The sequence below is a fragment of the Pseudomonas tremae genome, from assembly GCF_023278125.1.
GTDB classification, from domain to species: Bacteria; Pseudomonadota; Gammaproteobacteria; order Pseudomonadales; family Pseudomonadaceae; genus Aquipseudomonas; species Aquipseudomonas tremae.
Map to the genome: position 1 here is coordinate 2,846,179 of NZ_CP066270.1, position 26,055 is coordinate 2,872,233.

General features: G+C 59.0%; 22 protein-coding genes. 9 read left to right on the forward strand and 13 right to left on the reverse strand.

Translation table 11 applies throughout. The annotated features are described in order from the left end of the window. Positions 1–249: 249 nt before the first annotated feature. Positions 250–1,137 (forward strand): YghX family hydrolase, encoded by an 888-nt coding sequence (yghX, locus tag I9H09_RS12960; protein ID WP_024671527.1) that lies wholly within the window; start codon positions 250–252, stop codon positions 1,135–1,137. Positions 1,138–1,253: 116 nt separating this feature from the next. Here yghX and ydiJ read toward each other — a convergent pair whose 3' ends face one another. Continuing rightward, complete coding sequence (gene ydiJ, locus I9H09_RS12965; protein ID WP_122346386.1) at positions 1,254–4,301, reverse strand: D-2-hydroxyglutarate dehydrogenase YdiJ; 3,048 nt, start codon at positions 4,299–4,301, stop codon at positions 1,254–1,256. 153 nt (positions 4,302–4,454) lie between these two features. Here ydiJ and I9H09_RS12970 point away from each other — a divergent pair, with 153 nt between their 5' ends. After that, positions 4,455–5,396, forward strand: a complete 942-nt coding sequence (locus tag I9H09_RS12970; RefSeq protein ID WP_122346387.1) for a LysR substrate-binding domain-containing protein — start codon at positions 4,455–4,457, stop codon at positions 5,394–5,396. A 7-nt stretch (positions 5,397–5,403) separates the two neighbouring features. Here I9H09_RS12970 and I9H09_RS12975 read toward each other — a convergent pair whose 3' ends face one another. Both I9H09_RS12975 and I9H09_RS12980 read right to left on the reverse strand, forming a co-directional pair. Next, positions 5,404–6,303, reverse strand: a complete 900-nt coding sequence (locus I9H09_RS12975; RefSeq protein ID WP_122346388.1) for a polysaccharide deacetylase family protein — start codon at positions 6,301–6,303, stop codon at positions 5,404–5,406. After that, positions 6,300–7,463, reverse strand: coding sequence for a GNAT family N-acetyltransferase/peptidase C39 family protein (locus tag I9H09_RS12980; RefSeq protein ID WP_122313212.1), 1,164 nt, complete (start codon positions 7,461–7,463; stop codon positions 6,300–6,302). The genes I9H09_RS12975 and I9H09_RS12980 overlap by 4 nt, the downstream gene beginning before the upstream one ends. Positions 7,464–7,556: 93 nt before the next feature. Between I9H09_RS12980 and I9H09_RS12985 the strand changes: the two genes are divergently transcribed. Continuing rightward, positions 7,557–9,143, forward strand: coding sequence for a RimK family ATP-grasp domain-containing protein (locus I9H09_RS12985; protein WP_122346389.1), 1,587 nt, complete (start codon positions 7,557–7,559; stop codon positions 9,141–9,143). A 4-nt stretch (positions 9,144–9,147) separates the two neighbouring features. Continuing rightward, the gene (locus I9H09_RS12990) at positions 9,148–10,077 is read left to right on the forward strand and encodes a magnesium transporter CorA family protein (protein WP_122346390.1); all 930 of its coding nucleotides are present in this window, start codon (positions 9,148–9,150) and stop codon (positions 10,075–10,077) included. Between the two features lie 4 nt (positions 10,078–10,081). On the opposite strand, the gene I9H09_RS12995 is transcribed toward I9H09_RS12990, so the two are convergent. From I9H09_RS12995 to lexA, 5 genes are read right to left on the reverse strand one after another with little or no spacing between them, the layout of a single operon-like run. Further along, complete coding sequence (locus I9H09_RS12995) at positions 10,082–10,933, reverse strand: urea carboxylase-associated family protein (protein WP_122346400.1); 852 nt, start codon at positions 10,931–10,933, stop codon at positions 10,082–10,084. A gap of 60 nt (positions 10,934–10,993) precedes the next feature. Next, positions 10,994–14,089 (reverse strand): error-prone DNA polymerase, encoded by a 3,096-nt coding sequence (locus tag I9H09_RS13000; protein WP_122346391.1) that lies wholly within the window; start codon positions 14,087–14,089, stop codon positions 10,994–10,996. Continuing rightward, positions 14,086–15,501, reverse strand: coding sequence for a Y-family DNA polymerase (locus tag I9H09_RS13005; RefSeq protein ID WP_122346392.1), 1,416 nt, complete (start codon positions 15,499–15,501; stop codon positions 14,086–14,088). The genes I9H09_RS13000 and I9H09_RS13005 overlap by 4 nt, the downstream gene beginning before the upstream one ends. Before the next feature lie 7 nt (positions 15,502–15,508). Continuing rightward, entirely contained in the window at positions 15,509–16,129 is a 621-nt protein-coding gene (gene imuA, locus I9H09_RS13010) for a translesion DNA synthesis-associated protein ImuA (RefSeq protein ID WP_054998323.1), read from the reverse strand. After that, the gene (lexA, locus tag I9H09_RS13015; protein ID WP_054998324.1) at positions 16,129–16,746 is read right to left on the reverse strand and encodes a transcriptional repressor LexA; all 618 of its coding nucleotides are present in this window, start codon (positions 16,744–16,746) and stop codon (positions 16,129–16,131) included. The genes imuA and lexA overlap by 1 nt, the downstream gene beginning before the upstream one ends. 157 nt (positions 16,747–16,903) lie before the next feature. Here lexA and I9H09_RS13020 point away from each other — a divergent pair, with 157 nt between their 5' ends. Further along, complete coding sequence (locus tag I9H09_RS13020; protein ID WP_122346393.1) at positions 16,904–17,899, forward strand: aldo/keto reductase; 996 nt, start codon at positions 16,904–16,906, stop codon at positions 17,897–17,899. A gap of 30 nt (positions 17,900–17,929) precedes the next feature. Here the strand turns inward: I9H09_RS13020 and I9H09_RS13025 are convergent, their stop codons facing one another. Then, positions 17,930–18,616 (reverse strand): hypothetical protein, encoded by a 687-nt coding sequence (locus tag I9H09_RS13025; protein ID WP_042932330.1) that lies wholly within the window; start codon positions 18,614–18,616, stop codon positions 17,930–17,932. Between the two features lie 255 nt (positions 18,617–18,871). Continuing rightward, complete coding sequence (locus tag I9H09_RS13030) at positions 18,872–19,087, reverse strand: hypothetical protein (protein WP_155490480.1); 216 nt, start codon at positions 19,085–19,087, stop codon at positions 18,872–18,874. A 32-nt stretch (positions 19,088–19,119) separates the two neighbouring features. Between I9H09_RS13030 and I9H09_RS13035 the strand changes: the two genes are divergently transcribed. Genes I9H09_RS13035 through I9H09_RS13045 form a run of 3 tightly spaced genes read left to right on the forward strand, consistent with a single transcriptional unit; the run spans position 19,120 to position 21,692 of the window. After that, positions 19,120–20,130 carry an aliphatic sulfonate ABC transporter substrate-binding protein gene (locus I9H09_RS13035; protein WP_122346394.1) on the forward strand — a complete coding sequence of 337 codons (1,011 nt, stop codon included), beginning with the start codon at positions 19,120–19,122 and terminating at the stop codon, positions 20,128–20,130. Then, a complete protein-coding gene (locus I9H09_RS13040; RefSeq protein ID WP_122346395.1) occupies positions 20,127–20,975 on the forward strand; it encodes an ABC transporter permease in 849 nt (282 codons plus the stop codon). Before I9H09_RS13035 ends, I9H09_RS13040 begins: the two co-directional genes overlap by 4 nt. Positions 20,976–20,978: 3 nt before the next feature. Beyond that, on the forward strand, positions 20,979–21,692 hold the full coding sequence (locus tag I9H09_RS13045) for an ABC transporter ATP-binding protein (protein WP_122346396.1): 714 nt from the start codon (positions 20,979–20,981) through the stop codon (positions 21,690–21,692). 27 nt (positions 21,693–21,719) lie between these two features. On the opposite strand, the gene I9H09_RS13050 is transcribed toward I9H09_RS13045, so the two are convergent. Together I9H09_RS13050 and I9H09_RS26900 are read right to left on the reverse strand one after the other, a co-directional pair. Beyond that, positions 21,720–22,799, reverse strand: coding sequence for a polyamine ABC transporter substrate-binding protein (locus I9H09_RS13050; protein WP_024671514.1), 1,080 nt, complete (start codon positions 22,797–22,799; stop codon positions 21,720–21,722). Between the two features lie 159 nt (positions 22,800–22,958). Continuing rightward, positions 22,959–23,081: a hypothetical protein gene (locus tag I9H09_RS26900; protein ID WP_268935239.1), complete on the reverse strand. Its 123-nt coding sequence runs from the start codon at positions 23,079–23,081 to the stop codon at positions 22,959–22,961. A 94-nt stretch (positions 23,082–23,175) separates the two neighbouring features. Here I9H09_RS26900 and I9H09_RS13055 point away from each other — a divergent pair, with 94 nt between their 5' ends. After that, positions 23,176–23,442, forward strand: coding sequence for a DUF1652 domain-containing protein (locus I9H09_RS13055; RefSeq protein WP_005890896.1), 267 nt, complete (start codon positions 23,176–23,178; stop codon positions 23,440–23,442). A gap of 38 nt (positions 23,443–23,480) precedes the next feature. On the opposite strand, the gene I9H09_RS13060 is transcribed toward I9H09_RS13055, so the two are convergent. Then, positions 23,481–25,979: a UvrD-helicase domain-containing protein gene (locus I9H09_RS13060; protein ID WP_183142381.1), complete on the reverse strand. Its 2,499-nt coding sequence runs from the start codon at positions 25,977–25,979 to the stop codon at positions 23,481–23,483. Positions 25,980–26,055 lie beyond the last annotated feature (76 nt).

Here is a 26,055-nt window from a genome sequence, read left to right on the forward strand (position 1 = left end):
ATGTTGGGCTGCACAGTAGAAACGCCTCGGGCAGAAACGCCTCGGCATACCTAAAGTGAGTCGAATGGACACCACTCAGCGCAAGTAGTGCAGTCGAATGACTGGCTTTTCCGGTTTGTGGGCAAATTTGCAGTGGCGATTCCGGTTTTCCGGAAATACTATCGGGGCCGGGGATTGTGTTGATCGTGCAATGCTCCTCAGCCCGTGAGCGCGCGGGTCGTCCGGAATGATTCAGAAGGATACGTACCGATGGAACGTCTCACTGCGAAAGATTTTGCACCTGAACTGCTCGAGCTTTACGACTATTACGCGCACGGCAAGATCAACAGGCGCGAGTTTCTTGACCGGGCGGCGCTGTTCTCGCTGGGCGGTCTGACCGCAGGCGCGTTGCTTGCCTCACTCAGCCCTGACTATGCGCTGGCCACACAGATCGAATTTACCGACCCGGACATCATTGCCGAATATGTCTCCTACCCTTCCCCCAAGGGTCATGGGCAAGTTCGGGGCTACTTGGTGCGTCCTGCAAAAGCTACCGGCAAAGTACCTGGCGTGGTGGTGGCGCATGAGAATCGCGGTTTGAACCCCTATATAGAAGACGTCGCACGCCGCGTGGCCAAAGCCGGGTTCATCGCCTTGGCACCGGACGGTCTTTCATCGGTCGGTGGCTACCCGGGCAACGATGACAAGGGCCGAGAGTTGCAGCAGAAAGTCGATCCCGAAAAGCTCATGAACGACTTTTTTGCCGCCATAGAATGGCTGATGACGCACGACGCGACCACCGGCAAAGTCGGCATCACCGGGTTTTGTTACGGCGGTGGCGTCACCAATGCAGCAGCGGTCGCTTACCCGGAGCTTGGGGCTGCGGTCTCGTTCTACGGACGCCAGCCAAACGCTGAAGACGTGTTGAAGATCAAGGCACCGGTCATGATTCACTATGGCGAGCTGGACACCCGCATCAACGAAGGCTGGCCGCCGTACGAGAAGGCATTGAAGGCGGCAGGCACGACCTACGAAGCGTACATCTATCCAGGCGCCAACCACGGCTTCCACAATGACTCCACCCCGCGCTATGACGAGGCAGCCGCCAAGTTGGCATGGGAGCGGACACTGAGTTGGTTCAACAAGTACCTGGTGTGAGGGCTCATCCTGAACAGGCGGCGCAGCACTGATATGTAACGCAGAGCGTCACGCAAGGCATTCCCACGCTGGAGCGTGCGGAACGATAACCTCAGGTGCGACGCTCTGCGTCAGGGTTACAGTGCCCTCATCCGCTCCAGCATCACTTGCAACGGATGCTGCACCACTTTGCCATCCTGACGTTTGACCTGGCTGCGGCATGAATAGCCGTCGGCGACCAGTCGGCCGTCACCGCCGTGACGCGCCACCAATGGCTGCCAGGACTGGCGGTAGATAGTCTCGCTGGTCCTGGCGTTTCTGGTTTCATGCCCATAGGTGCCCGACATACCACAGCAGCCGCTGGCCAAAACCTCCAGCTTCAGGCCGGCGCGGGCAAAGACTTTCTGCCAGAGGCCGACGCTGCCTGGTTCATTGGTTTTTTCGGTGCAGTGCGGCAGGAAGTAATAAGTCTCGTCCGAGATAGCATCGGCTTGCTCTTCAAGCTCGGTTGCGAGCCATTCCTGCGGCAGCATGACACTTGGCACGTTCTCGCTGCCCAGCGTCTTGCTGTATTCCTGGCGATAGACCAGGGTCATGGCCGGGTCCAGGCCAATCAGCGGGATGCCGTAGTTCGCCAGCTTGCCCAGCGACTGGCTGTTGAAGCTCGCCGCCTTCTCGAATGCCCCCAGAAAACCCTGCACCTGCAGTGGTTTGCCATTTGGCGCAAACGGGGCAAGATAAACCTGATAACCCAGCCGCGAAATCAGCTCGAGCCAGTCAGCGGCCAGCGGCGTTTCGAAATAACGGGTAAACGCATCCTGCACCAGCACCACCGTACGTTTGCGCTCTTGATCGGTCAGCGCGGCCAGCCGCTGGGGCGTGGCCATGCCGACGTTCCAGCGCGCGCAGGCGGCGCGGAAGTCCATCAGGCTCAGCAATGGACTGTCGACCATACCGGCAACGTGCTCAAGCAGGTAGCGCACGGGCCTTGCACGCATGATGGCGTTGTACAACTTCGGAAAGCGCGCCAGATGCGGGATGCTGAATTCCAGCGAGCCAATCAGGTAATCCTTGATCGGGCGCAGATAGCGGCTGTGGTAAAGCTCCAGAAAACGCGAACGGAATTCCGGCACATTGACCTTGACCGGGCATTGCCCCGCGCAGGACTTGCAGGCCAGGCAACCGGCCATTGCGTCATAGACTTCGTGGGAAAAATCCTTCTGCCCCGCGACTCTGGCTACGCTATTGACGGTCCGCTCGGCCAGACTTTTCAGCACATTGGCAGTACGCGCCCTGGCGCTGGCGGTCAAGACGTCTACATCCTGCTCGCCTTGCAGACGCAACCACTCCCTGACGAGTGAAGCACGGCCCTTGGGTGAGTGAACGCGGTCACGAGTGGCCTTCCACGACGGGCACATGGCGTCGTCGGTGTCATAGTTGTAACAGGCGCCATTGCCATTGCAATGCAGCGCGCTGTCGTAGCTCTTCCAGACCCGCTCGTCGATCCTGCGATCCAGGTCACCGCGCAAAGTCACTTCGTCCACCAGCGTCAACCGTGCATCAGGAACCGTTGCAGGCGTGGCGATTTTTCCGGGATTAAGCTGGTTATGGGGGTCGCAAGCCGCCTTGAGCGCCTGCAGCGAGGGGTATAGCTCGCCGAAATATTCCGGCACGTATTGTGAGCGCAGGCCCTTGCCGTGCTCGCCCCACAACAGACCGCCGTAGCGCTTGGTCAAGGCGGCAACAGCGTCGGAGATCGGCCGAATCAACGCAGCCTGCGCCGGGTCTTTCATGTCCAGAATCGGCCGCACGTGCAGTACGCCCGCATCCACATGGCCAAACATGCCGTATTGCAGGTCATGACTGTCCAGCAATGCGCGAAACTCCTGAATGTAGTCGGCCAGATTTTCCGGTGGCACGGCGGTGTCTTCCACAAACGGCTGCGGCCGTGCTTCACCTTTGACGTTGCCGAGCAACCCCACGGAGCGCTTGCGCATGGCATAGACCCGATTCACCGCAGCACTGCCGATGGCCAGCGTATGGCCCAGGCGCACTACCGAAGTATCTGCCTGCAAGTGTTCGACGAAGGCATGGACACGCTGTTCCACTTCGCTCAATTCGTCGCCACTGAACTCGATCAGGTTGATGCCCAGTGTGGGCGTTGCAGGATCCTGAGGAAAATACTCAGTCACGCCGTGCCAGACGATGTCCTGCATCGCCAGCATCAACACCTTGGAGTCCACCGTTTCAATGGACAGCGGCTTGTGCGCCATCAAGGCCTTGGCGTCGCGCAAAGCGTCCATGAAGCCTGCGTAACGCACGTTGACCAGAATCGAATGCCTGGGGATCGGCAGCACGTTGAGCCGAGCCTCGACAATGAACCCCAACGAACCTTCGGACCCACACAACACGCTGTTCAGGTTGAAGCGCCCGTCGCCTTCGCGCAGGTGCGCCAGGTCGTAACCGGTCAGGCAACGGTTAAGCGGTGGGAACACATCTTTGATCAACTGCGCCTGAGTATCGGCGATCTGCTGCGCGCAACGATACACATCACCGGCCCGGTCCGTGCGCGCCTGCTCACTGGCCAATTGTTCGGCGCCGATTGCCTGGCTGTGAACGTACGATCCGCCGAGCAACACGGTGGTCAACTCCAGCACATGGTCACGGGTTTTGCCGTAGGTGCAACTGCCCTGCCCGCTGGCATCGGTATTGATCATGCCGCCCAGCGTGGCCCGGTTGGAAGTCGACAGTTCAGGGGCGAAAAACAACCCGTGCGGTTTGAGCGCCGCATTCAACTGATCCTTGACTACGCCGGTCTGCACCCGCACCCAGCGCTCCTCGACGTTTATTTCGAGGATGTTGTTCATGTGCCGCGACAGATCGACCACCACGCCGTCGGTAAGCGACTGGCCATTGGTGCCGGTGCCGCCGCCACGCGGGGTCAGCACCACCTGTTTGTGCTCGGGCCGCGCTGCCAGCCGGGCGACAATCGCCACGTCATGGCTGTCCATCGGGAACACTGCCGCCTGCGGCAGGCGCTGATAGATGGAGTTATCGGTAGCCAGCACCGTGCGCGATCCATGATCCCTGGCGATTTCGCCGCGAAAGCCCCCCTCAGTCAGGGCATCGAGAAAACGGTCGTAGGCACCGCCCTGTGCGGAGGTCGGTTTCAACAGCGCAATCATGGTGGTCTTCCTGCTGGCTAGGCGTTTTATATGCAAAGCACGTATGCTTCCAAACGCTCGAATACATGGCGTCATCAACGGTTACCGGGATTCTCCCGCCTGTCATCCTCCAGCGCAAACGTAAAACCTGCCGCTTTTTCATGAGTTTTATGAATGAACACCCGAAGACTGACACCCTCCATGTCACTCCTGCTCGCTTTCGAGGCCGCCGCCAGACATGGCAGCTTTACCAAGGCTGCAGACGAACTTTCACTGACCCAAAGCGCAGTCAGCCGCCAGGTACAGGCGCTGGAAGCGCAACTGGACGTCGAGCTGTTCAAGCGTGACGGCAGGCGTATCGAGCTGACCACCGCAGGCGCTTTGTATCAGCACGAATTGGCCGCAGCGCTGGGCCGCATCCGCAGCGCGACCTTGCAGACCATCGCCCACAAGTCCGAGGGCGGTACGCTGCACCTGGCCGTGCTGCCGACATTCGGCTCCAAATGGCTGCTGCCACGGATGAATGATTTCTATACTCGCCACCCGGGTTACGTGGTGCATATCCACTCGCGGATCGTCAACGCCGACCTGACACTGGTGGCCAGTGAAATAAACGCGATCATCTGCGCGGGCCATGGCAACTGGCCGGGTTACATTGCCCATCTGCTGGTCAGCGAAAAGCTGGTGGTCATCGCCAGCCCGACGGCACTGCCCGGCTACCGGTCCATGAGTACGGCCGAGGTAGCCCTGCAGTCGTTGCTGAGCGTCGTTTCCCGGCCCAATGCCTGGTCGGACTGGTTCGACAGCAACCAACTGGCTCACCACGTCATGCGTCCCGGCCCGAGCTTCGAGCTGACCTCACACCTGATTCAGGCCGTGACAGCGGGGATCGGCATCGCGCTTGTGCCACGCATTCTGGTGCAGGACGAGATCAGCAGCGGTGAGCTGGTCACGCTGTTCGAGCCGCTGGACAGCGGGCGCAATTATTACCTTGCGTACGCCACGCGCTTTCAGAACCTGCCGTCGCTGTGCGTGTTCAGAGACTGGCTGCTGTCGACGCCCTTTCCAGACACGTTGTTTCAGGATGGTCGGGCGCGCAAGAACACTCTTTCTTGAGCGGTCTTCAGTGAGCGTTGCGGTCCCAGATCCAGTTCCATACGCCGGGTAAGCGCACAGGCTGATCGGCGTTCTTTACGGTGCGAGCCAAGGCAGCGCGCTGCAATTGGGTGCTGTCATCGTAAAACGGCTTGGCGGCCAGTCGCACGCCAGTCTGTGCGGCGCTGTCGACCAGTATCTGCAAATATTCTCGCGCATGCCTCGCGGTATAGCGGTTCAGGTCATGAAAGGTCACCACCATGGGAATTACGCCGTCTACCGCGGGCAATTCTCCGGCAGCAATACGCTCGCGAACCTGGGAAAGCTGGCTGACCAGGTTCGAACGACGCCGCAGGCTGAAGTTGTAACCCCAGATTTTGCCGTCGTTGGCGCTCAGGTCGGTCAGCAACACATGCAGGTCATGCCGCTGATAAGCGCTGAAAGTGCGCTTGTCGTAGTTCCAGAACGGCGGCCGCAGCAAGACAGTCGGTGCGCCGGTGATAGAGGCCATGATGGCGCAGCCCTTGGTCAGGGATTGCTCCAGTTCGTCATCGCTCAACGAGCGGTGATTGGTGTGGTGCGGCGTGGCGGTATGGAAACCCAGCAGATGCCCTTGCTCATGCTCGCGCTGCATGATCGCCCGGCCCTGATCGCTGTTGCCCGCACCGGTGGCGCCGGTCTGCACGAAAAATATGGCCTTGATGCCCGGTTGCAAAGGGTTGTCGGCCAGGCTGTCGAGCACGGTGATACTCGGGTTGTAAAATGTCGAAGCACTCGGGCCGTCGTCGAAGGTCAGCAAAAACCGGACAGGAGGCTGCTGACGCAACTTCTCGGCAGTGCCTGCCGTCAGCGGGACCGGCGCACTGATGCAGGCAGACAGACTCACAGCGATGCCGAAGATCCACAGGGTTCTGAAAAGCGGTTTCATCGGGGGGCTGGGTCCTTTGAGTGGGCTGCTGAAGCCTTGTGTAACGCAGGCGAATGATCATCCACAGGCGGCGCAAATACAATCACTGCAGCCCGGAGTTTGTCGGCCCCGAAACAACTCATACGGTTGAAGTCGGCATGACTGACCGGCATGTGCTGGCAGTCGATTGCCTGACGATGCAGGCTGTGATCGATATCGGGGTCGTGCAGGTAGACAAAGTCGCTGTCGCAATCGGTGACCATCACCCAATGTGGGGCCTTGGAGCGCGTCAGGCGATAGCTGCTGATCAGCACCAATGGCTTGCCGCCGTCTGCCAGCACCCCCGGCAAATTCAGCGAGCGGTTGGGCAACGACTGCACACCTGCCGCGTCAAGCTCGCGACAAAACTGTTCGTGAACCAGGCGGATCACCTGCTTCTTGTTATCACTGCGCACCCCGGCCAGAAACAACGGGCCCGACATCGACACCAGCAGCTTCACTGCAAAGCCGCGCCGCCATGCAGCCAGCGCAAGCCCCTGTGGGCTGCAGCCGCCATGCCCAGAGGTCATGAACACCGTGGTAGCCTCGCGCCAGATCTGCAACTCTTCAGCGCGCCCCATCAAGCGCGCTGGCTGCAAGGCTTTCATGGCCATCAACAGACAGGCCGGGCCACAGGTGAAATCCAGCGTTTGCTGGTAGTAAGGCACCGAGCGACTGTCGTGCCTGACGTGTTCGACGATGCGCTTCTCGTAACGCAACGCCGGAGCATGATCCTGATAGTAGTCGTCCACCTGAGCGAAGCGCCGGTACCCGCTGCGCTCGTACAGTGCGATGGCTGCGGCGTTGTCAGGTCGCACTTCGAGGCGCAAATAGGCGCAATCGCGCTCGACGGCCTGTTGCTCGGCGCGCTGCAATAACTGCTTGCCCAGACCCAGCCCTCTCGCAGAGTCGGCAATCGCCAGTGAATAAAGACGCCCCAGCGAAGTGCCGCGATGGAACAGCACCAGCGCGTAACCGGCAAGTTGCCCGGCGTGCTCTGCGACGATCAGGCACGCGTTGGCGCGGCGGATCATCCACTGAAAGCTGCGCGCCGTCAGTCGATCGCCTTCAAAGCAGCTGTCCTCCAGAACCAGCAGCGCGTCGACATCACCTGCCACTGCACCACGAAATATAAAGTCCATCTGCACCGCCGTAAAAGTTGTGTAACGAAACGGGACATTTCAAAAAGCACATGCTTAATAGAAAGGACTTGTTTCCCATCGGATCGATTACACATGTCAGCGGCACAGGTGAAGATGAACGAAGTATCGACCCAACTTGCACATTCAGCAACATCCAACCGTGCATTTCCAATAACTTCCTTTGCAGCGCAGAGGCCACTGTTGATTATTGTCGAACGGCTTGAAGACTGGGCATCCTACTTCCCCAGCGAGGATCTGATCAGCGCACAGGACTACTTTGAAAAACCGCTCGAGGCCGCCGCTGGCAAACGCGTACAGGTCATCAACCTGTGCCGGAGCTACAAGTACCTCGGCCACGGTTATTACTGTTCGCTGCTGGCCGAAGCTCGGCAACACCATGTTATTCCGTCGGTTAAAACCATCAGTGAACTGACCCGCAAATCCGTCTACGGTCTGGCACTCGATGACCTGGACAAGTGCCTGGAAACAGCACTTCTGGATCACCCCTATAACGACACGGACGGGTTTACCCTGACACTGTATTTCGGTCAGACCACACTTCAACCATTGAAAGACCTGGCCCGCCAAGTGTTTGAAGCCTTTCCCTGTCCAATCCTGATGGTCGAGTTTCGCAAACGCGACACGTGGCACATTGCAGGCATCAAAGCCGGCGCCCTGCCGCGTTTGCGTGATGATCAGCAGGATGAGTTTGCCGCTGCACTGGACGGCTTCAGCCGCAAGATCTGGCGACAACCCAGCTCGCGCCGCCTGGCGCGCTATGACCTGGCCATTCTCCACGACCCGCATGAGCAGTTGCCGCCCTCTAACGCGCTGGCGCTGTCCAACTTCATTCGCGTCGGTCAGCGCCTGGGCATTGACGTCGAGCTGATCGAAAAGAAGGACTACGCCCGCCTGGCCGAGTACGACGCCCTGCTGATCCGTGAAACCACCAGTGTCGACAACCACACCTACCGGTTTGCCAAAAAGGCCGAAAGCGAGGGCCTGGTGGTCATGGATGATTCCACGTCAATTCTGCGCTGCACCAACAAGGTGTACCTGACAGACCTGCTCAAAAGCCATGACCTGGGGATGCCAAGAACCGAAATTCTCTACAAGGACCGCCCCGAAGAGCTGCCACATGTCGCGACACGGCTGGGTTTTCCGCTGGTGCTGAAGATCCCTGACGGCTGTTTCTCCAGAGGCGTCATCAAGGTCAGTACGCCCGAAGAAATGCACACCGCGACGGCCCAGCTGTTCGAACACTCGGTGTTGCTGCTGGCTCAGGAGTTTTTCTACACCGAATACGACTGGCGCATCGGCATTCTCAATCGCAAGCCGATTTTTGCCTGCCAATACTTCATGTCCAAGGGGCACTGGCAGATCTATAACCACAAGGCAGTGGGCGCCGAGGTCAATGGTGAGTGCCGCACGCTGGCTGTACACGAAGCGCCAAGGGCTGTGGTCGAACTGGCGCTCAAGACCGCCAACCTGATTGGCGACGGGCTTTACGGTGTTGATTTGAAGCAATCCGGTGAGCAGGTAGTGGTTATCGAAGTCAACGACAATCCGAATCTGGATGCCGGTATCGAAGACGCTTACCTGCAAGACGATCTGTACAGCCTGGTGCTGGAAGAATTCATTCGTCGCCTTGAACTCAAACGCCTCGGTCAGACATGGTGAGACGATGATTCAAGGTCTGGAACTCAATGAAGGTCGGTTGCAAGCGTGCAATCCGCAAAAGGCTCAGGTGCTGTGGTTCAGCAAACCCGATGCCGGGGAACGCAGGCTGTTGCTGGAGCAATTCCACCTTGATGAGCATGCGGTGGCTTCGGCGCTCGATCCGGATGAAATATCACGCATCGAGTTCCACCCCGATGCGCTGTTTCTGATCTGGAAACGCCCCGAGAACTATTCGGGCAAGGACAGCTTTTCGTTCGATGTGTCCTCATTCGGCGTACTGCTCAGTCAGGATCAGCTGGTGCTGATCTGCGATGACGATCAGCCATTTGACGCGCTGGGGTTTCATCGTCCGTTGCGCCAGCCGCTGGATATCCTTCTGGAAATGCTGTTCAACAACATCCATCACTACCTCGGGCATCTGAAGGTCATCAAGATGGTCGCCCGGGAATTGCAGCAGAAATTCAACTCATCGCTGGAAAACCGCCACTTGGTGCAGATGTTCAACCTCAGCGAGAGCCTGGTCTATTACATCAACGCCATCCACAGCAACGGCGCGGTGCTCACTCGCTTGCGCAATCATGCGCAGGGCAAGCAATACGCGACTGCCAGCCTGGCGCTGATCGACGACATGATCATCGAGAACGACCAGTGCTACAAACAGGCCGAGATCTATTCCACTGTGTTCGCCGGGTTGATGGACGCTCGGGGCAATCTGGTCAACAACAGCACCAACAACCTGTTACGCAAACTGACATTGATCAACGTGGTGTTCCTGCCGCTGAACCTGATTGCCGGAATCGGCGGCATGTCCGAATTCAGCATGATGACCGCCCCGCTGCACTGGTGGGTGTCTTACCCGGCCTTGTTACTGGCAATGCTCGGGCTTGGGGCATTGATGGTTCTTGGACTGCGCAAAATGGCCCGCTCGACCTGACCCGTCATTGCTGCCACTCAGCCTTGGCTGCCTGCAGACCATGCAGGCCTTTATAGGCGGCACGCTCGGGAGACTGCCAGCCCTTCAGCAGCGAAGCGTCGAGGTCATAGATCTCGACGCCCAAGGGCCGACATACGCCTAGCGGGTCCTGCGCTTCCGGCCCCCACATTGGCAGTGACAGGTCGCCACCCGGACAGGTCGACAAGGCGCACAGCAGGTCGATTTCTGCGAAGAATTCCAGATAGTCGCCCTTCTGCGCCGGGCAGGCTTTCATGAAATACATGTCGTCATGGTTCAGGCCGGTGCACTGAAAAATGTTCAGCACGTCATGTACGTCAAACTCGGTCAAGCCGTGCGGCAGTACTGCGCGGGTCAGATTCGAATGGCAGTGATGATGGAAGTCTTCACCGGTCAGCATTTTGTTGACGTACGGGTCGCAGCGCGTGCCAAGCAAGTCGTGCAGACGGCCACCATGTTCGTCGATGCCATAGCCGGCCAGACTGTCATCGGTAATGGTCACCAGCGGTCTTAAAAGCGGCAGGTTCGACCATAGCCGGTCATGAGTGCTGACATGCGCGCCTTGCAACTGACGCGTGCGCGCCGCCCACAGGCGTTCACGTGGATCATTGGCATTCCACACGTTGAAATCCCCCACTTGCGGGCCGACCGGTGTGGTTATGCGAAACACCTGGCCAGCCCTGACCTTCCAGGCACGTCCGGTGCGAATCGGCACGTCGAACTGCTCGACCAGCGTACGCTGCTGCGCATCGGCGCGGATACGCTCGTAAAAGGCCGTGTCCACTTGCAGCGCGGCGCCTTTGCTGACCTGGTAAGCGGCTGGGTAGTCTTTGTACATGGCGGTCTTCTCGCTGGCAGGATGTAACAATTGGCGCAGCAAGTTGCGGGCCTGATCTGATCACTGAAAATCCCGACTGCGCACATCCAGCCCGGTCAGCAACGGCGTCAGGTCATAGAGCCTCTGGGCGATCAGGTGGCGCACGCCATTGTTTGACTCCAGCCGCCCGAACACCTGCAGCAACTGCGAGCCGACCAGCACCTTGCGTTGACGCTCGGCAAGGTCGCGCCAGACCACGACGTTGACCATGCCGAACTCGTCCTCCAGCGTCACGAAGGTCACGCCGCTGGCGGTGCCTGGTCGTTGGCGACCGATGACCAGACCTGCCAGGCTCAGGGTTCGATCGTTCTCGAGGGTCAGCAGATCCTGCGAGCTGCGAAAGCGCTTGGCGGTCAGTTGCCGCCGCAGCAAGGCCAATGGGTGCGGGCCCAAGGTAGTGCCCAGCGAGGCATAGTCGGCCATCAGGTCTTCGGCCACGGTCGGCAACGGCAGCGTCACATGGGTTTCTTCGCCGGGCAGGTCACTGAACAGCGGGCGCTGAGCCTCGACCCCCGCCACTTCCCAGCGCGCCCGGTGCCGATGGCCGATCAGGCCGCGCAAGGCTCCGGAATCCGCCAGTGCTTCGGCAGCGCGCGAGTCCAGGTCAGCGCGCTGAGCCAGGTCGGTGGCATCGGTAAACGACCGTTTCGAGCGCGCCGCTTCGATACGCAGGGCATCGTCTTCGCGAAAACTGCGCAGCATGCGCAACCCCAGGCGAATGGCCAGATTGCGCGTCCTGTCTGGATGCTCGACCGGCTCCAGCGAGCAATCCCAGTGGCTGTAACGCACGTCCACCGGACGAATTTCGATGTGATGGCGACGTGCGTCCTGCAGCAGTTGGTCCGGGCTGTAGAAACCCATCGGCCAGCTGTTGATCAGTGCGCAGGTAAAGGCTGCCGGTTCATGGCATTTGAGCCAACAACTGGCGTAGGTCAGCAAGGCAAAACTGGCGGCATGGGATTCGGGAAAGCCGTAGCTGCCAAAACCTTTGATCTGCTCGAAGATACGGTCGGCAAAATCTGCCTCGTAACCATTCTTCAGCATGCCAGTGCGTAAGCGCTCACGGTGCGGATCCAGCCCGCCGTGGCGTTTCCAGGCGGCCATCGCGCGACGCAACTGATCGGCCTCACCGGGCGTGTAATCAGCCGCAATGATCGCCACTTCCATGACCTGCTCCTGAAACAGCGGCACGCCCAGGGTACGTTTAAAAACCGACTCAAGCATTGGCGGATAAGTAACGGCTTCTTCACCATTACGCCGACGCAGGTACGGATGAACCATATCGCCTTGAATCGGCCCCGGCCGGACGATGGCGACTTCGATGACCAGATCGTAAAACTTTTCCGGCCTGAGACGCGGCAGCATGGCCATTTGCGCGCGGGACTCGATCTGGAACACACCGATGGTGTCGGCGCGGCTGATCATTTCGTAGGTTTTTCGATCATCACCGGGCAGATCTGCCAGCGTCCACTGCTTGCCACGATGCAGATGCACCAGATCGAACGTCCTGCGCAGTGCGCTGAGCATGCCCAGTGCAAGGATGTCGACTTTCAGCAGGCCGACAAGGTCCAGATCGTCCTTGTCCCACTGGATAATAGTGCGGTCGGCCATCGCCGCGTTTTCCACCGGCACCAGCGTGTCCAGCGGATGCTCGGAGATCACGAACCCACCGGGATGCTGCGACAGGTGCCGAGGAAAGCCGATCAGTTCGCCGGTCAGGGTCAGCACACGCTTGAGGGCGGGGGTTTCGGCATTGAAACCATATTCGCGCAGGCGCTCGGGCGACGGCAGCGAGTCGCTCCAGCGACTGAAAGCTTCAGCCAGCGTGTTGATCTGGTCGGGTGGCAGCCCTAGCACTTTGGCCACGTCACGCACCGCACCTGAACCGTGGTAGGTGCTGGCCACAGCGGTCAGCGCCGCCCTGCCGCGGCCATAACGTCGGAAAACGTACTGAATGACTTCTTCGCGGCGGTCATGCTCGAAATCCACGTCGATGTCTGGTGGCTCGTCGCGCTCTCTGGAAATGAAGCGCTCGAACAGCAGGTTGCTCTTTTCCGGGTTCAGTTCGGTAATGCCCAATGCGTAGCACACCGCAGAGTTGGCCGCCGAGCCACGGCCCTGGCAAAGAATGTGCTGGCTGCGAGCAAACTCGACAATGTCGTGAACTGTCAGAAAGTAGCTGTCGAATTTCTTTTCCTTGATCAGGGCGAGTTCTTTTTCGACCTGTGCGCGTGCCACCGTACTCAGCCCATTCGGCCAGCGCCTGCGAATACCGCGCTCGGTCAGCTCACGCAGCCACGATGAGGAAGTTTGTCCTTTGGGAACCAGCTCGTGAGGGTATTCATACTTTAATTGGTCCAGGTCGAACGTGCAGCGCCGGGCGATGCGTGTCGATTCGGCCAGCAGCCAGTCGGGGTAATGCTCTGCAAGCGTGTCGAGTGACCGTAAATGACGCTCGCCGTTGGCAAACAACAGGTGCCCGGCTTCCGCTACCGTGGTGTGATGACGGATGGCAGTCATGGTGTCCTGCAAGGCACGTCGCCCGCGCGCATGCATGTGTACGTCACCGCTGGCCACTGACGGAATGCCCAACGCCTGCGCCAGTGCCAGCAGGTCAGCAAGGCGCTGATCGTCATCCGGACCGCGGTGCAACTCTACGCCCAGCCAGAGGCGCTCGGCAAAGAGCTCGCGCAACCAGTTGCCCTGAGACAGGCATGCTTGAGCATCATCGCCGATGTCTGGCAGCCAGATGGCCAGCAGACCGTCCAGCGACACCTCGACATCCTCGCACAGCAGTCGGTACTCGCCCTTCCTGGCCCGCCGCCGCGCCACTGTGATCAATTTGCACAGTGCTTCATATCCCGCCTTGTTCTCCACCAGGAGGACAACTTTCGGACCGTTTTCGATGTGCATTTCGCTACCGACTATCAGCGGCACACCAGTGTCCTTCGAAGCCTGCCAGGCACGGACAATGCCCGCCAATGTGCATTCATCGGTGATTGCCAGCGCCGTATAACCGTGGCGCAAGGCACGCTCGAACAATTCTCGGGCGCTTGAAGCGCCGCGCTGAAAACTGAAGTTGGACAGGCAATGCAGCTCGGCGTAATCGGTACTCATGCAAACCAGCCATGCAGCAGCAGTTCGCCCTGCTCGCCAACGCAGCGATACGCCCAGGCGCGCTGGCCATTGGCGGTTTCGACCAGATAATAATCACGGCGCACATCACCACCGTCCCACCAGCCGGACTCGATTCGCTCAGGACCTGCAACGATGCGCGTTGCATGGACGGGCAAAGGCAATGGCTCGCGCAGCAGCCAGCCAGGGCGTGTAACGCCGCGTGCCGGCAAAACCGGCTTGCTGGTGCTTTGCGGTTGCCAGGCACATTCCGGACGATGATCCGCCTGCGCACGCAGGCCACAGACCGATTCGTCACCCAGACGCGCGCGCAAGCGCTCGCGCAGTTGCTCCCACGGCAGGGTCTGTTGCACGCGCTCATCGAACAGCTCGCGGTGCGTCGGCACAAAGTCCGGCAGGTCACGGGCCTGCAAGCGTACGGCACGTACCGGCGAGGCCACCAAGACTTGTTCCAGCCTGCCACGAGCCAGTTCGAAGAGCATCGAGGGGTCGCGTTCGGCACTCAACAGCCCGACCGGAACCACGCTCTCGGGACCATCGACGTGTTCCAGATGCAAGGCAAAGCGCTGCACGCCACTGTCACGTCCGGCCAGGAACAGGGCCAGATCGGCAATCAGACGCTTGAGGGGAAATAACAGGGCCTGATGCGATTCGACATCAAAATTCAGCTCGATGCGCACATCGAAGAAATCCGGTGGCGTGTAGCACTCGAGCGCCACCGGCCACTCCCCTAACAGTGTGTCAAGGTGCTGCAGGACACTGGCCGGAAAACGTCGTGCCAAAGTATCGCGTGGCAAGGCCAGAACCTGCCGTACGCTGCGCAGGCCCATGCGCGTCATGGCAGTGGCCGCCTCGCGACTCAGCCCGATGCGATCCAGTGGCATCTGTTCCAGGGTGCGACGCAGTTCATGCGGGCAATCAATGCTCAGGCCATCATGCATGTTGGCCAGCATCCGCGCTGCTATCGGGTTGGGAGCAACCACGATGCGGTGGCGGAAACCCTGTTTTGTCAGTTCTTCACGCAGGCGAGCCTCGAATACAGGCCACGGCCCGAAAAGCTTGAGGCTGGACTCGATCTCCATCAACAGCACCCGAGGGTATTTGAGGCTGACACTGGAGCTGAAACCGTAGGCCCAGGCAGCCAGCAGTTGCTGCAACTGCTCGGTGTCGGCGGGGTCGTGTACGACCGTCGCAAAGCCCGGCACGAGTGCCTGCGCCGCTGTCAATGACTGCCCTGCCCTCAGCCCCAATGCCCGCGCAGCCGGATTGACAGTTTGCAGAACGCGCCGATGCGCACTGCCGCTGATCAGCGCCAATGGCTCATCAGGATCGCTGCGACGACGCATGACGCCGTCGAGCGCCAATTGTGGCAGCAAGACACAGGCCCACAGCATAAGAACCTCAAGCGTCGGTCGGGAATGGAATCGGAAAAGGCGGTGCCAGCCCGCCGCGGCACTTGAGCACGCGCATTTGTGCCGGACAGGTATCGACAGCGATCCGCAGTGCGGCCGGCGATGGGTTGGCGGCAGCCTGTTGGGGGCGACAGGCAAATGCCAGGGTCTGCCCGGTTTCGGCGGCCACCTGCAAGCGCCGCAATGCACGGTCATCGACCATGCCGGGCCAGCAAATAACCGCGCCACAACTGCCCGAACGCAAGCACTGCTCGGCCGCCCACAAGGCATCACGCGTACCGGCCTCGATCACCACCAGATGACGCAGGTCGACCCCGGCAGCGAGCCAGGCCTGTGGATAGGGAATATAAGGCGGAGCGACCAGCACGATGCGCTCACCACTGCCCGACAAACGCGCCAGGCTCGGCCACAACAGGCGCAATTCACCGCTGCCATTGGCCGCAATGAGGATTTCGGTCAGCGCCGAAGCAGGCCAGCCACCAGTGGGCAAAGCGCTGTCCAGCGCCGCATGCCCGCTGGGATGCGGGCTGACCTGCGACGCGCCCTGCTGACGACCCTTCCAGACCCTGCGCTCGTCCAGCAAGGCGTCCAGACTGACCACCGCGCCCATCATTCGCGCCGGACCAGCCCGCAGAACACGCCTTCGATGGCGAAGTCCTGATCGGGCGTGACGATGATCGGTTGGTAAGCCGGGTTGCGAGGCAGCAGGTGCAACTGATCGCCGCGGTGCTGCAGACGCTTGATGGTGACCTCGCCGTCCAGACGGGCAACGACGATCTGCCCATCACTGGCGTGCGGGTTGCGGTGTACACCGACCAGATCGCCATCAAGAATACCGTCCTCGATCATCGAGTCGCCCTGCACGCGCAACAGGTAGTCGGGCACGCGGGTGAACGTGCTGCGATCCAGATGCAGCGTGGTGTGTATATCCAGATCCGGCCCGATGGGAGCACCTGCAGCCACACGGCCCAGCACCGGAATTTCCAGCAGTTCGGGGCGCGGTTCACTGTTCAGCAGACGAATACCGCGGGCCTGATGCGGCACGACCTCGATCAGACCAGCCTCGGTCAGGGCCACAATGTGTTTGCGCGCCACACTGCGTGAAGCAAAACCGAAAGCTTCGGAAATTTCCGCCAGGCTCGGCGATTGCCCTTGCTGCGCGATGCGGTCGCGGATGAAGGTAAGGATGGCGCTACGACGTGGAGATAATGTGCTCATGGAGTACATTTGTACTCCTTTCGGTATTTTGTGGCTAGCGCGGTTGGTCGGATTGAGGAAGACTATTATTCGGATTTTCCCAACAGTGAAATCACAAACACCCGGTTTATAGCGCCAGTCAAAGAGCAGACACTCTACGGCTCTTCAAACATCAGGAGTACTCATTGTGATCACGCGCCAACTGGGTAAAAACGGTCCGCAGGTTTCCGCTACAGGCTTGGGTTGCATGGGCATGTCGGATTTCTATACCACCGGCATTGATGAGCAGGAGTCCATCGCAACGCTGCACCGTGCGCTGGAGCTGGGTGTCACTTTTCTTGATACGGCTGACATGTACGGCCCGTATACCAATGAGGCCCTGCTGGGGCGGGCCCTGCAAGGCAAGCGTGAGGGGGTCCATCTGGCCAGCAAGTTCGGCATCGTGCGCGGTGACGACCCTCATGCGCGAGGGGTAAATGGCAGCCCTGAGTACATCCGCCAGGCCATCGAAGGCAGCCTCAAGCGGCTGAATAGCGATTACCTTGACCTTTATTATCAGCACCGCGTAGACCCGAATGTGCCGATCGAAGAAACCATTGGCGCGATGGCCGAGCTCGTCAAGGCAGGCAAGGTTCGTCATATCGGCATCTGTGAAGCCAGTGCCGCGACCATCGAAAGAGCGCACAAGGTGCATCCGTTGGCAGCGGTACAAAGCGAGTACTCGCTTTGGTCACGAGACCCGGAACACAATGATGTGCTTGCCACCTGCCGTCGTCTGGGCATTGCCTTTGTTGCCTACAGCCCGCTGGGCCGTGGCTTTCTGACCGGCGCGCTACAGACCCCTGACGACTTCGCCGCCGATGATTACCGACGCTTCAGCCCACGCTTTCAGGGCGAGAACTTCAATCGTAATCTGGCATTGGTGGAACAGGTCAAGACGCTGGCCGCAGCCAAGGGCATCAGTGCCTCTCAACTGGCGCTGGCCTGGGTTCTGGCGCAAGGCAACGACATCATTCCGATTCCAGGCACCAAACAACGCAAGTATCTGGAGAGCAATGTGGCCGCAACCACGCTGACCCTGAGTGAAGATGAACTGGCCCGATTGGACGCAATCTTTCCGTCCCGCGGGGCAGCTTCAGGTGAGCGTTACAGCCCGGAATCGATGAAGTCTCTCAACGGCTGACAGATCCGACACCCGATCAAGCGACGGGTATCAGGTTGTCGTAGGGCAAGCCTCGGTGCCGTTGTTAAGGCCTTGCTTGTGAGTCTTGTAATCCAGCGTGGCTTTGCCATCGACCCACTTCAACGTGACCACCACCACTGAGTCGAAATCGTCGCCGGTCCAGTCATCCACCAGGTTGACGGCCTTGCCAGACGCCTCTTCAGCGACCTTGTTGATCAGCTCCGGCAGGTAGCCGTGCGACCAGGCGGTGTAGATGATCGAGTTATGGTACTTGTCCTGCATAAACTCGCTGGCAAGTTCGCTGGTGTCATTGGCGCCGAAGTCGATATTGACCGGCAGACCCAGCTTGATCGCACTTGGCCCGACCGTCATCAGGGGCCGGACATAGCTGTAGGACAAGTCGCCCTCACCTTCTTCCACATGCCGGCTGGGGTTGGCGGCGAAAATAAAGTCAGCCTTGCCGAATTCTCTGGGAAGCACTTCCGACAGCTCTATGGCCCGGTTGAGCCCTTGGCAGTTTAACTGCCCCAACCCCATCGCCGGTTTTTCGGCGTGGCGAAGAAAGACCAGAGTCTGGGTGCCGTTCTTGGGTTCGGCATGCACCCCTTTACCCATGGCAAACAGAACCAGTGCAGATGCCACAAGCACTGACGGGAAAAAGAACCAGGCGATGCGGCGCTGAAGACGGGCGGTCAAAGGCATTTTTGGAATATTCATTATCTTCTGAGTCCGTTGCGCATTTGAAAGGGATCAGCCCATTGGCTGGTGCGAATGTGCAAGCGTGTGCAGTTCGTTTTCCCGAGAGTTTCTGCGGATCAGTAGAGCAAGGGCGCAATAGCGAGCACCCCTGATCACGCGCGAATCTTAGTGCGCACATGTTTCGAAATTAAGAATGTGGACGATTAAGAGTGTCAAAAAGCGATTCTGTTGCAATCGCCATGAAAAAAACCGTCCCGCATACAGAGAGAACTGTCAGAAAACCGTCGAAAGCAGAGTAATAAGGCCTACTGTTGCTCGCCCAACAGCAAACTCACAGGCTGCTACCTGTTCAACAACGCGTTGTACTGAGAAACGTCCCGAGCCCTTGCCTGCCCAAGGCTTCAGGTCATTGGCACAGAGCGTGCAGTATTCCATTTTGTGAATATCACACACTTTGGACTGCTGATTTTGAATATACAAATCAGTCATTGCAGCCCTGTTCCTTTATCTGGACGCCCACTATGACACAACCCCCCGTTTCTAATCGGCTGCTGACCTCACGCCGTCTCGTCCGCTGGGTGGCCGCGGCCTGTGCAATCGCGTGGAGCCTGCAAGGCGCGGTTCAGGGCGCAGAAACGGCGCCTGCCGAAGTGCGCCTGGATTATGCCTATTACTCGCCGGTCAGCCTGGCGCTCAAGCATTTCGGCTGGCTGGAAAAAGCTCTGCCGGATGCCAAAGTCACTTGGGTACTGAGTCAGGGCAGTAACCGCTCGCTGGAATATCTGAACAGCGGCAGCGTCGATTTTGCTTCGTCGGCCAGCCTGTCCGCGGTACTGGCCAGGGCCAACGGCAGCCCGATCAAGTCGGTCTACGTCTATAGCCGTGCAGAATGGACGGCTTTGGTGGTGCGCAAGGACTCAACCCTGCAATCGGTCGCCGAACTCAAAGGCAAGAAAATCGCCGCGACCAAGGGCACCGATCCTTACCTGTTCACCTTGCGTGCCCTGCAACAGGCCGGGTTGAAAAAAGATGATGTCGAGCTGCTGCACCTGCAGCATCCAGATGGCCGTACCGCGCTTGAGAAATGTGACGTGGACGCGTGGGCCGGGCTTGACCCACATATGGCGGCCAGTGAAATCCAGTCCGGCGCTCGCTTGTTTTACCGCAATAAGGACTTCAACAGTTATGGCGTTCTGAGTGTCACTGAAACCTATGCCAAAGAGCACACGCAAGCGATCAGGACTGTATTGGCCGCCTATGAAAAAGCCCGTGAGTGGGCGGTGAAAAACCCCGATGAGCTGGCAAAATTGCTGGCCACCGAGTCGGGCCTGCCGCTGGATGTCGCCAGGCTGCAATTGTCCCGCACAGACCTGAGCAACCCGCAATTGAGCGCAAAAGACGTGGAAGCGTCCAGGTTGGCAGCACCCATTCTGGTGTCTGAGGACTTGGTGCGCAAAGGTGTGAATGTCGAACAGGTGATTGATCAGTTGATCACGCCTGAATTTTCCAGAGCCGTGACCGTGAACCCATGACCAGCCGAGACAAATCGTTACCCGCCTCGGCGCCGCCAGTATTGTCTGACGAGGTGCAACGTACACTCTGGCAGCGCTACAAAACGCCACTCAAGGGCCTGGTCGTGCCTGCGGTGATCGTTGTGTTGCTGGAAATAATCGTACGCATCGGCTGGTTGCCGTCCTATCAGATGCCAGCCCCCAGCGACATCCTGCTGACGCTGCGGGACCTGGCAGATGGCGCACTGTGGAAGCACATCAGTACCAGCCTGTTGCGCGTGCTCAGCGGATTTTTCATCGGCGCCGGTCTGGCCTTGCTGTTTGCCGCCTGGGTGGGCCTCAGTCGAGAGGCAGAGGCTTATCTGGAACCGACCTTCGCCGGCCTTCGCTCCATACCGAGCCTGGCTTGGGTGCCGCTTCTGCTGCTATGGCTGGGCATTGGCGAAACCTCGAAAGTCGTATTGATTGCGATAGGGGCGTTTTTCCCTGTTTACCTCAACGGCGTGGCAGCGATTCGAGGCATTGACCGCAAGCTGGTGGAGGTCGGGCAGATGTATGGCTTCAATCGTTACCGCCTCACTCGGCGCATATTGTTGCCTGCCGCCCTGCCCGGTCTGTTCACCGGACTGCGTAGCGGCATGAGCCTGGCCTGGATGTTTCTGGTGGCCGCCGAGTTGATCGCAGCCACCAAAGGCCTGGGTTATTTGCTCAGTGACGGCCGCGAAACCTCGCGCCCGGACATCGTGCTGGCCGCCATCATCGTTCTGGCAACACTGGGCAAGCTGAGCGACAGCGTGCTTGCGGGTCTCGAAAAACGCTTTCTCGCTTGGCGAGACACCTTCAACGGTCAGGGTCAGGGGGATTGATCAATGCCGGATGTGTTGATGGATATTCGAGTGGAACGCAAGGCTTTTGCTGGCGATACAGTATTGCGTGACATAGCCCTGTCATTGCGGTTGGGTGAAGTCGTGAGTCTGCTGGGCCCCAGCGGCTGCGGTAAAAGCACCCTGCTCCGAATCGTCGCCGGACTGGAGCAGGACTTTCGGGGTTCGGTGGAGCGGGTACAGGGCGAGGTTGCGTTCGTGTTTCAGGAGCCGCGCCTGATGCCCTGGCTGACCGTCGAACAGAATATCGGTTTCAGCGACGATGACAGCTACGATCGCGCCTGGGTCAAGCAATTGATCGAGGAAGTGGGTCTTTCGGGTTTTGCAGATGCCTTGCCCAAAGCGCTGTCAGGGGGAATGGCGCAACGCGTGGCACTCGCCCGAGGCCTGTATTCGCATCCGGCAATATTGCTGCTTGATGAGCCATTCAGCGCGGTGGATGCATTTACCCGCATGAAGCTCCAGGACCTGCTGCTACAACTGGCTCAGCGTCATGCCATCGCACTGTTGCTGGTCACTCACGATGTCGACGAGGCGTTGTACTTGAGCGACCGGGTGCTGGTTATGGGCAACCGCCCCGGCACCATCACCCATAAACTGCTGGTCGAAGTGCCAGCACCCAGAGACCGCGGAGATCCGTTACTGGCTCGCCTGAAGGCCCAGGCACTGACCGGACTGCATCAGGCGCATGTCATTTGACACGCCAGACAGCAGATGGCCGGCCCTTCAGGGGGTGTTTTTGAAGGTGTCCCAGATGCCCAAGCGCAGGACTTCGATATTGATCGGCACCTGCACCATGACAAACAACCGGCTCAGCATCTCGGCATCGGGGTATACGTCGGTATCAGTCCAGAGCGCAGGACTGATCAAGGCATCTGCTTTCTCGTTACCGTTGGCGTAATGCACGGTATTGGTGATGTTGGCGATCACTTCCGGCCGCAGCAGATAATTCATGAAGGCGTAGGCGCCCTTGGTGTTCGGGGCATCGGCAGGAATGGCAATCATGTCGAACCACATCGGAGCCCCCTCCCTGGGCACCACGTAGGTGATGTTCGGACCGTCTGCGACTTTTTTGGCCAACTCCTGAGCCTGGGAAATATCGCCCGAATAACCTACCGCTACGCAGATTTTGCCCGCAGCCAGGTCGGCGATGTAATCGGCCGAGCTGAAATTGCGAATATATGGCCTTACGCTGTCGAGCACTTTCCTGGCCTGCGCATAGTCGCTTGGTACTTCACTGTGCGGCTGCAAGCCGAGGTAATTGAGGGTAATGGGCAGCAGCGCAGGCGCGCTGTCCAGAAACGCAACGCCGCATTGGGCAAGTTTTTTCATGTTTTCCGGTTTCAGGACCAGCCCCCAGGAGTCAACCGGCGCATCTTTGCCGAGCAGCGCTTTGACCTTGACGGCGTCGTAGCCGATTCCGGTGCTGCCCCAGAGGTAAGGAAAACCATGTTGGTTGCCAGGATCGCCAGCCTCGAGAACCTTGAGCAATACCGGATTGAGGTTTTTCCAATTGGGCAACTGGCTTCTGTCGAGGGTCTTGAGCAGGCCCTTGTCGATCTGCCGCCCCATGAAGTGGATGGACGGAAAGACCAGGTCATAGCCCGAATGACCCGCCACCAGCTTTGCGTCCAGCGCTTCGTTGCTTTCGAAAGTCTCATAAGTGGTCTTGAAGCCACTGGCCGCTTCGAATTTTTCGAGCGTGTCCGGAGCAATATAGTCTGTCCAGTTATATATATTGACCGTTTCAGCCGCATGGCTGGTCGAGGCAAGCAGCATCAGTGCAGCAAGGGATCTTTTCAGCATGCGCAGTTCCTCGGGTCAGTAGTGACAGCTTGCCCGAGGTGCTACGGGAAAACCACTGTGGTACGGGGGATATCCACGCCCTCAGAGTCGTTAATAACTGTATGGCGCGAACCTATCAATACCTTTTAATGATACCGCTCATATAATTGAATTTTTTCATCAAGCGTCATAAAAAATTTTTCCAGCAAAAGCCTGACTGATGCTATTTTCAGTGTTCGTCAGATCGCTCAGTAAACCTGCTGGAAAGCAGCGTCCCGACAGATGATTGGCAAGGCCGCTCATCGTCTGGTCATCATGACTTTGCCAGACACATCCTGACTGGTCTGCCTACCCCATGGAGCATTGGAAGCTCGGTTGATTCAGGTGGGCCATCGCTATGAACAAAGTCACCTTTCCCAACGCCTGCCAGTTGATGCGCTGGCACTTTCATCCAGTTGGCTTCGAAGCCTCGATGGATGCGCCTGGCAGCATGATTGCACGACTGTTCGATCGCGCCAGTGGCGAAACGGTAGTGGCGATTGCCGGCTTGCCTTGCTCCACGGTGATGAACGCAGCCGACGTCGAGCGCATCATCGAAGCGATCGAGGACGAGCTCGAATTGTTCGGTTCAAGTACGCATCAGCAGATAACCAGCTTCTCCTGAGCATGTAGTCGAAGTGAAATCATCGACTGCACCTGGGCTCAGCCAGCCTGAACCCTGCCACGCAGATCATCAAAGAACGGCTTATCCCGGGCAATACGGTCTGATGCCTTGGGCATGTGAGCACTGTCGGCCGCCGCTGCACCTGCTGTTTCGTCTATGTACCAATAACAATGCCGTGCCGAGCGGGTGATGGCCACGTAAGCGAGACGCAAGACTTCATCCTTTTGCGCGGTATCGAACGGCTGAAGATCGTTCGCGTCGCCCAGACCGGCAAGCCGATAGACCTGATTCTTGTAAGGCGAGACGGTGAGGTGCTGACAATCGCCCAACAGGAATACGGCATCTGCCTGCAGCCCTTTGGAACTGTGGTAGGTGAGCGTCCTGATACGCCGACCCTGATTGCCCGTTGCAGCGTCGGCATCGATCAACGCCTGCAGACGCTCGGCAAACCGGGCTTTCTCGCTACCCTTGCGATAGAGCAACAGAATCGAATCGCCGTCGTTGTAGTGCTCGACCACACGCTCGGCCAGCTCGTTCTCGTCGCGGTCCAGTACTTTGACAGGCAACAACTCCTGAGGCGCACCGCTGGCACGGGCTTTCTTGCCGGGAATGGCCGGTGCGGCACGAACAATATGCTCGGCCGCGTCGATGATGTGTTGATGGCTGCGAAAATTCTCGCTGAGCATGACCTTGGTGGTCGCCGGAGAGGAAAACTCCTTGGCGAACTCCATGAAGTACTTCGGCGAACTGCCCCGCCACCCATAGATCGATTGCCAGTCATCACCCACGCACAGCAATGATGAATGCTGCGCAATACGCCCGACGTGCATTGCGGGACCACGACGCCTGATCTCTCGCAGACTGGCGCGAATCCACGAAACGATCTGTGGCGAAACGTCCTGAAATTCGTCGATCATCAAATGTGACAGCGGTCTCAACATCTCGTCACTGACGTGTTTGAGGTTTTCCGGCGAGGTTTCTCCGAACAATGCAAACATGCGGTTGTAGGTCATGATCGGAGGCGTCTGGGCCTGAAGGTGTTGTTCGAAGGCTTTCCAGAACAGGCTGAGCGCCTCGAAGAAGAAGCGGTCCGGGTCATCGCTGGCGAAACTCATTTCGGCGACGGCGTCTGGCACATCCAGCCCGAGGTTCTCGATGAAGCCGGCGGCGCTGACAAAGCAGTCCAGCAACGGTGCTGCGCTCAACTCGCCTTTGACACGATAATCGAATCCCGGCCCGGCCACTGCAGCCCCGGACAACGACTGCAACACCTCGCTGGCTGATCGATAGTTATCTAACCATATCAATGGCTTACTACAGAAAGCTTGAAGCAGGGTGCGCTTTATGACGCCTTCGGCCCAGACTGGCAGTTTGGCGCCCGGGCGTTTCAGCTGCTGATCCTCACTGGCGTCCAGGCCCAATACGACCCAGGCATCCAGCTCCGCGATATAACCGTGAAAATGAAACGGAAAACCATTTATTTCAACGGTTTGGCGCATAGGCTCAATGCCCTTTATAGGCCAGACCCCGGCGCGGATCCACAGGTCCTCGACAGTGTCACACCACTCTTCATCCCGTTTCGAGGACAGTTCGGTCACCGTGACGCGCTTTTGCACGTCAGGGTGATCGCGGTCCAGCTCCTTGAGCTGCAAGGCGTGTCGATAAAGCGGCGCCATAACCTCGCGAAAACGCTCATTGCTGGCGTACAAGTCGCGATAACACAGGTTCAACTGCTGGCGCTGAGCGTCGTTGATCCGCAGATCAAAGGGGTTGCTGTCCGCATCCTCTGCCCCCGCAGACTGATTGCCGAGGTTCTCGAACGCTCGCAGCTGATCAAACCCCGGCAGGCTGCGCACCAGCGGCAGAATGCGCGAGTGGAAGGTGCGCACCAGGTCCCGGGCCTGTTTTTGCCCCATTGCATGCCCCCACAAGGCCATGACATCGATCAGCTTGCTGATGAAATCCTTGCGCGATTCCCGGGTGAAGGTCACCACCGTCATCGCGTTCAGCTCAAAGCCCAGATAGTGATGCAGCAGCAGGATACGCAATACCAGCGATGTAGATTTGCCCGCCCCGGCACCTGCGATCACGTAAGTGGACGGCGTGTCACTGAAAATCATCTTCCATTGCGCGGCACTGGGCTGAGCCTGCGCAGGCAGCTTTTCGGCCACGTCACTCTTGACGCGCTTCTTCAGCTCAGGCGTCAGCGCAACACGCCAGTCATCGAACAGATGATCGTCCACTTTAGGACCGCGATGCAGAGCCGGACGCTTGTCATTGATGACCAGAACCTGACGACCCTGCTCCTGGCCATCGAGATAGCCTTCGGCATAACCCTCGCTGACCCCTTCGATATGACCGTTCAGGTAGCCGTCGGCGTGCCCCTGAAACCACGACGGCGTGTGCTGCGCGCTCAGCCTGGTCAGACCGCGCCCCATCACACGCGCCAGCAGGCGCTTGAGAAACGGCAGCTGGCGCGGCGGCAGCAGATCGACATCCAGGTCATGGGGAAGCTCGGAAGGCAGATCGTCGGGCACGCAGACTCCATTGGTGGCTTGCAGACAGAATACAGGCGCCTATGGTGGCTGGATTCGTCTGCAGGTTCCAGTGAAA